Source organism: Candidatus Avelusimicrobium stercoris (assembly GCF_002437085.1).
Taxonomy (GTDB): Bacteria; Elusimicrobiota; Elusimicrobia; order Elusimicrobiales; family Elusimicrobiaceae; genus Avelusimicrobium; species Avelusimicrobium stercoris.
This window is the reverse complement of record NZ_DJOA01000054.1, coordinates 1-6,212: the sequence shown is the minus strand read 5'-3', so window position 1 is coordinate 6,212 and position 6,212 is coordinate 1. Positions and strand designations below refer to the sequence as shown.

Here is a 6,212-nt window from a genome sequence, read left to right as displayed (position 1 = left end):
AAACGAAACAACCCCTTTATAACAAACTACACAACAGCAACAGCAAAAACAACATTGCTTAGTCGTCATAAAAATGTGGGTCATCCTGAATTGCCGCCATTACCGCTAGGCGGCACCCCGTAAGGTTTCTGTACGGGGTCTATTAATAGGGTTCAGGATCTACCGATTGTGTCGCTAGTTGTTGTCGTCATCCTGGAAAGTCGTAGTCCAGGATCCGTTGTTATTAAAAAAAGGGAAACGATAGATACAGGAACGCTCCGCGCCGGCCGACGTTCTAGGATAACGGCAAAAAGAGATACAACAAAGCCATTATAAAAATTGGGGGGTCATTCTGAACTTGTTTCAGAATCTACCGATTGTGCCGCTAGTTGTTGTCGTCATCCTGGAAAGTCGTAGTCCAGGATCTGTCGTTATTAATAAAGTGGAAAACAACAGATACTGGACAGAAACCTTCCAGTATGACCTTTTAGATAACAACCACTACCCATAAGGTAGATTCTGAAACAAGTTCAGAATGACCGCTAATTTAATAAGAAGCCCTTTTCTCCCTTGTCATCCCCGAGGAATTGGCGTTCCCCGGGGGTTATCAAAAAATACTGTTATTTTAATTTAATGGGCAAGTGGCCTTTGGCCGGGCGCAAGCCGAGCAAAATTTCCGCCGCCACCCGCGCCGTGTCCGCCGTAGGACCATATAAGGCTAACACCGTTTTAGCCTGCGGGTAAAGCGCAATTTCGTACGGGTTCAAGAGCGACACTAGCGCCGCGGGCTGATTATGTTGCTCCGCCTGTTTAAAAAGTTCCTGCACCAAAACATATTGTTTTTGGTCCATTACGCTTGTGCGGCTAGTGCCCAGCAAAACGACATCCGCCCCATCCATACACGCACGGGCCGCCTGTTCGTCAGCCTCCCCGGGCGTGCGGGGTGCATATACCGCCGCTACTTGCGGCAAATAGGTGGATAAAGTATCTGTAAACGCGCGCAGTTGCAAACTGAAAATACCGTCAGCAAACAGCACCGCGCAAACCTTTTTATCTTTAAGTGGAAGCAAATTTTGCCCGTCTCGCACCAAGGTTACCCCTGCTTCGGCGGCTTGTTTGGCGGCCGCTAAAAAACCTGTATCCGTCGTAACTGCGCGGCTTTGAAACAGCCCCAGGCGTTCCTTTAATTGCAAAATTTTCTCAGCCGATTCGCGCACAAACTCGGCAGACACCGCCGGTTCCGCCGCCAGTTGCGTATATTCCACATAATCTGCGGCGCGGCCCGGATAAGTGCGGGCGGTTTTTACGTCGCGGATGTCTCCGCTTAACAACAATAAATTGTTCCCCGCGCCATACGCCCGGCGGACAATTTCCTCCACGCCCACGCCCTTTACGGCCCCCATATCCAGCCCGTCCGTGGCGATAATGCCCTTAAAGCCCATTTTTTCGCGCAGAAGGCCCTTTAAAATCTTGGCAGAAAAGGAAGCGGTATTTTCGTTATCCAAGGCCGGATAGACGACGTGCGCACTCAATACGCCCGTGCCGCCCGCCGTAATAGCGGGTTGAAAGGCGGAAATATGCGTTTGCCACAGTTCTTCCGCGGGCAGGGCCGTTACGGGCTGTTCGTAATGAGAATCGGACGAGGTATCCCCGTGCCCCGGGAAATGCTTGGTAAAAGACGGCACCCCGTTATTTTCAAGCGCCTGCGAAGCCGCCCTTGAAAAACGTCCGACGTCGGCGGAATTATCCCCAAACGAACGCGTTTGGATAATGGGGTTAAGCGGGTTGGAATTAACGTCCGTAACCGGGCCCAACGCCGTATTCGCGCCGGAGAGTAAAATTTCCTTGGCCTGAGCGGCGTACATATCCGCCACCACTTTTTCATCGCCCGAAGCCGCCAAGAGCATATTGGACGGCATTTGTTTTAGGCCCATAAACATCGGCGAAGTAACCGTGCCCCCCTCGTAATCCACGGCTAACAAAAGCGGAATTTTGTGCGGGCTTTTGGCCGCCCATTTGTTTAAGTCTCGTATTGTTTTTTCCAAGCGTTTGCGCTGGCGGGCGATAAAGCGCGCTTGGTTTTTAGCGGTAATTTTGGGCTGCGTAACGGCGCCCTCTTTGGCTTTGATAAAAAAGCCCGTAACCTCGCCGTTTAGCACGGCTTTTTTGAAGGCTTTTTGCTCGCCGATTAACACGCGGGGCATAATGGTTTGACCCACTTGCTCGCGCAAGGTTAAATCGTCCGCCGTCGGCACGGGGTTTTCCACCCCAGCGCTACAACGGCCCGAATTAGCACACTCCGCCGTCAGTACCGTGTCGCCCCACACCGGGGCCGTAAACAAAAACGCAAAACACAAAAAGAGATATTTTTTCATACTTGTATTATACACAAAAACTACCGCGGAAAAATATAAAAACCCCGGGCGGTAAAACCCGGGGTCTTTTCTATATCAAATACAGGCTTATTTAAGCAAGTTCGTCAAACTGTAAGATTTTACTTCCTCTTTCATTTTGGCGATTACTTCTTCCACCGTCAAGGGCTGAGTGTTTTCGCCGCCCTTCAAGCGGATAGTCAACTTGCCCTCGGCCGCTTCCTTCGCGCCGATAATGGCGGTGTACGGAATACGCTGCATATGCGCTTCGCGGATTTTCAAGCCCAGTTTTTCGGGTCTGATATCCAGTTCGGGGCGCAGGCCGGCTTCGCGCATTTTGGCGGCCACTTCTTTGGCGAACGGAATTTGGTCGTCGGTGAGCGTTAAGAGTTTAATCTGCACCGGGGCCAGCCAAAGCGGGAACCACCCGGCGTAGTGCTCAATAATCACACCCGTAAAGCGTTCAATAGATCCGAACATCGCGCGGTGGACCATAATCGGGCGTTTGCGGCCTTCGGGGGCCACATATTCCAAATTAAAGCGCTGGGGCAGATTGAAGTCAAACTGAATCGTGGACAACTGCCACAAGCGGCCAATAGCGTCCATAACCTTAATATCAATCTTGGGGCCGTAGAAGGCGGCTTCGCCCGCGTGAGTGGTGTAAGGAATATGGTTCGTTTCCAACACGTGCTTCAAGGCGTTTTCGGCGCGTTCCCAATCGGCCACGTCGCCCGTGAAATGTTCCGGGTGTTCGGGGTCGCGGGTGGAAAGTTCCACAGCGTATTTTTCAAAGCCAAAGGTCTTAAAAATGTGCATTGCAAATTCAAAGCATTGTTTGACTTCGTCTTCCACCTGTTCGGGCGTGCAGAAGATGTGCGCATCGTCCTGCGTAAACCCGCGCACGCGCAGCAAGCCGTGCAAGGCGCCAGAGCGTTCATAACGATATACCGTGCCCAATTCGGAGAAGCGCAACGGCAAGTCGCGGTAACTTCTCAAATGGGTGTTATAAATTTCCACGTGGAAGGGGCAGTTCATCGGTTTAATCTGGTATTTTTCGCCGTCCACTTCCATCGGGTGGAACATACTGTCGGAATAGAACCCGGCGTGTCCGCTGATTTCAAACAAATGCAGGCGCGCGATATGCGGGCTGACGACCAAGTCGTAACCGCGTTTCAAGTTCTGTTCTTTAATCCAGTCTTCCAAAATTTTGCGCAACATACCGCCCTTGGGGTGCATTAAAATAAGCCCCGGACCGACGTGGTCGTTAATGCTGAAAAGGTCCAGTTCCGGCCCCAATTTGCGGTGGTCGCGTTTGGCGGCTTCTTCCTGTTGCTTTACATAGGCGTTCAGTTCGTCCTTGGTGTTAAAGCACAGGCCGTAGATGCGTTGGAGCATCGGGCGTTTTTCGTCCCCGCGCCAATACGCACCGGCGATAGTGGTAAGTTTAAAACTGTTAATTTTGCCCGTGTGTTCCACGTGCGGGCCGCGGCACAGGTCGGCATAGTCGCCGTTTACATAGACGGTAATTTCTCCGTCCGGGAGATCCTTCAAAAGTTCCAATTTGTACGTTTCGCCGCGTTTTTCAAAGAAGGCTTTTGCTTCGTCCTTGCTCATTTCTTTGCGTTCAAAGGGTTGGCGGGCCTTGATGATTTCCTTCATCTTGGCTTCAATGGCCTTTAAATCCTCTGGCACGAACTGGTGGGGGCAATCAAAATCGTAATAAAAGCCGTTTTCAATAGCCGGACCGATACCTAATTTTGTACCGGGGAATAACTGCTGCACCGCTTGCGCCATTACGTGCGCGCAGGAGTGGCGCTTAATCTGTAAGTCGTTATTTTCCATACTGGTTTGCGCTATGGCTCTGCCGGCCACAACGACCGGGCCAGAAGCCAAAGGTCCTCAATTAAGATATAATAATTATATCAAATTGAGAGGAACACGAACGGATATGGACGTAATAAAAAAATACCTTTTATCCCCCTTTAAAAACGATTGGAAACTACTGCTTTGCTTATCAATACCCGCGCTTTTGTTGGGCGCGTTCGGCTTAAACCAACTGGGCCGGCTGACAACCGCCAATTTACTGGAGTTGGAAGGCGTTAAACTGGCGTGCGAATTTTTATTTTTGGGCGCCTTATTATCCCTGTTGCACCTGTTGGGCGTAAAAAACAAGTGGGTGCTGGCGGCGGTGGCGTTTGTGTATTATTTGACGATGACCGCGGACCTTATTTTATTGTGGTACTTTAAAGAACGCTTCGGCGCCAAGTATTTAAACACAATGGAAGGCGGCGATTATGACTTCTTAAAGGATTGGCGCGTAATCTCCTACTTTTTAGTATTGGCGGCCTTTTGCATTTTTGCGGCAAAAAGATATTTCCAAAAGTCCACGCGCAAAACCGCCATTAGCCGCCTGGCGGTATGTCTGCTGGGGCTTGCCTTATTATATACGGCAAACCCGCTAAAACTACTGCCGCGGCCCGACAATTTTTATACCTCTTATCTGGTGCCGCCCTCTATCGTCTATACGGTTAATGCCGTGCTGGCCAAACGCCCGCAGGCCCACCAAGAAGATTCTTTATCCGCACCCTTAAAAGAACTGGCCCAAGAGTACAATGTATTTTCGGCTAAAAATACGCCCGCGGGCAAAAAATATACGCGCGTGATTTTGATAGCCTCGGAATCCCTTTCCAATAAATATTTGCACCGCGTGAACGGTAAAATCCCCCCGCAGGCCAGCGCCCCCTTGGACAACTTAATGACGGCCTATCCGTCCGCGTCCTTACAGCACGTTACGCTCTCCACGCTCTACGGGCTTACGGTCATTTTTACCTCGCACCCATACGCCCAACTGGCGTACGAAAACGGCTATCCCGTTTCGTTTGTAAAGGAACTTAAAAAGCAGGGGTTTCATACCGCCTTTTTGCGCGGAGCCAACGAAACGTATATGGACGAAAACATTTTGTTCAAACAAGCCGGGTTTGACGAGGTAATAGGCGCCACTTATTTTGAAACGCGCCCCGAATATAAAGAATACATTGGCTGGTGGGGCTTAACGGACCGCCAACTTTTTAAGTATGCGGGCGAATATTTGCAAGAGCACCAAAAGGAGCCGCTTTTTATGACGCTCCTTACTGTGGATTCGCACGTTCCGCTGGGCCGACTGGATTATTTGGGGCAGGAATACGAGGAAATTGACGCGGAATTTTATAATATTCCCACCTTGCCGCGCGCGTTTGCGCGGTTTGGGCAGGATGTGGAACGCTTTTTGGCTGATTTAAACAAGCGCGGACTGTTTGACGAAAACACGCTTATTTTGGTAACGGCCGACCACCCGTCCTACTCCAACACGCCGACAAATAAACTGTTCAAACCGTACCAAGCGGATTTTGATAATCTGCCGTTTATCATTATTACCAAAACGCCGATTAAGGCCCCGCTGGCGGACAATAAACTGATTTCCCAACTGGATATTGCGCCCACGGTGCTGGACTTATTGCAAGTGGAACCGCCGAGCGGGTTCTTTGGCCACAGTTTGTTTGACACCGCGGCCCGGCGCAGTATTTTTGACATCAAAGAGGATTACGCCGTTGTAACCACTGACAAGGAAAAGCGCGTTTTCCCCTTGAACTCACCAGACGAAAAGGATAAGGCGTTAATCCACCTGATGACGACCTTTTTGGTCAAGTAACAGCCTTTTTACACCAACGGCTAACAGCAGATCCCGTATAAAGACACTACGGGATGACAACTACGACTAACAGACACAACCACGACAGATCCTGGACTACGGCTTTCCAGGATGACGGCACACGACAAAATAATGTTGTTATAAAATAAAAGTCATCCTGGGTATAAAGGCCA

General features: G+C 50.3%; 3 protein-coding genes. 1 reads left to right on the top strand and 2 read right to left on the bottom strand.

Annotated features, from left to right (window positions below):
* Nucleotides 1-599: 599 nt before the first annotated feature.
* Together B2118_RS07470 and thrS are read right to left on the bottom strand one after the other, a co-directional pair.
* Nucleotides 600-2,354, bottom strand: a complete 1,755-nt coding sequence (locus B2118_RS07470; protein ID WP_428054698.1) for a glycoside hydrolase family 3 N-terminal domain-containing protein — start codon at nt 2,352-2,354, stop codon at nt 600-602.
* Nucleotides 2,355-2,441: 87 nt separating this feature from the next.
* The gene (thrS, locus tag B2118_RS07465; protein ID WP_428054696.1) at nt 2,442-4,193 is read right to left on the bottom strand and encodes a threonine--tRNA ligase; all 1,752 of its coding nucleotides are present in this window, start codon (nt 4,191-4,193) and stop codon (nt 2,442-2,444) included.
* A gap of 106 nt (nt 4,194-4,299) precedes the next feature.
* On the opposite strand from thrS, the gene B2118_RS07460 reads away from it, so the two are divergent.
* Nucleotides 4,300-6,039 carry an LTA synthase family protein gene (locus B2118_RS07460; RefSeq protein ID WP_428054694.1) on the top strand — a complete coding sequence of 580 codons (1,740 nt, stop codon included), beginning with the start codon at nt 4,300-4,302 and terminating at the stop codon, nt 6,037-6,039.
* Nucleotides 6,040-6,212: the final 173 nt, after the last annotated feature.

Coding starts and splice junctions, on each gene's coding strand:
- B2118_RS07470 (WP_428054698.1), bottom strand. CDS start 2,354: ATGAAAAAATATCTCTTTTTGTGTTTTGCGTTTTTGTTTACGGCCCCG.
- B2118_RS07460 (WP_428054694.1), top strand. CDS start 4,300: ATGGACGTAATAAAAAAATACCTTTTATCCCCCTTTAAAAACGATTGG.
- thrS (WP_428054696.1), bottom strand. CDS start 4,193: ATGGAAAATAACGACTTACAGATTAAGCGCCACTCCTGCGCGCACGTA.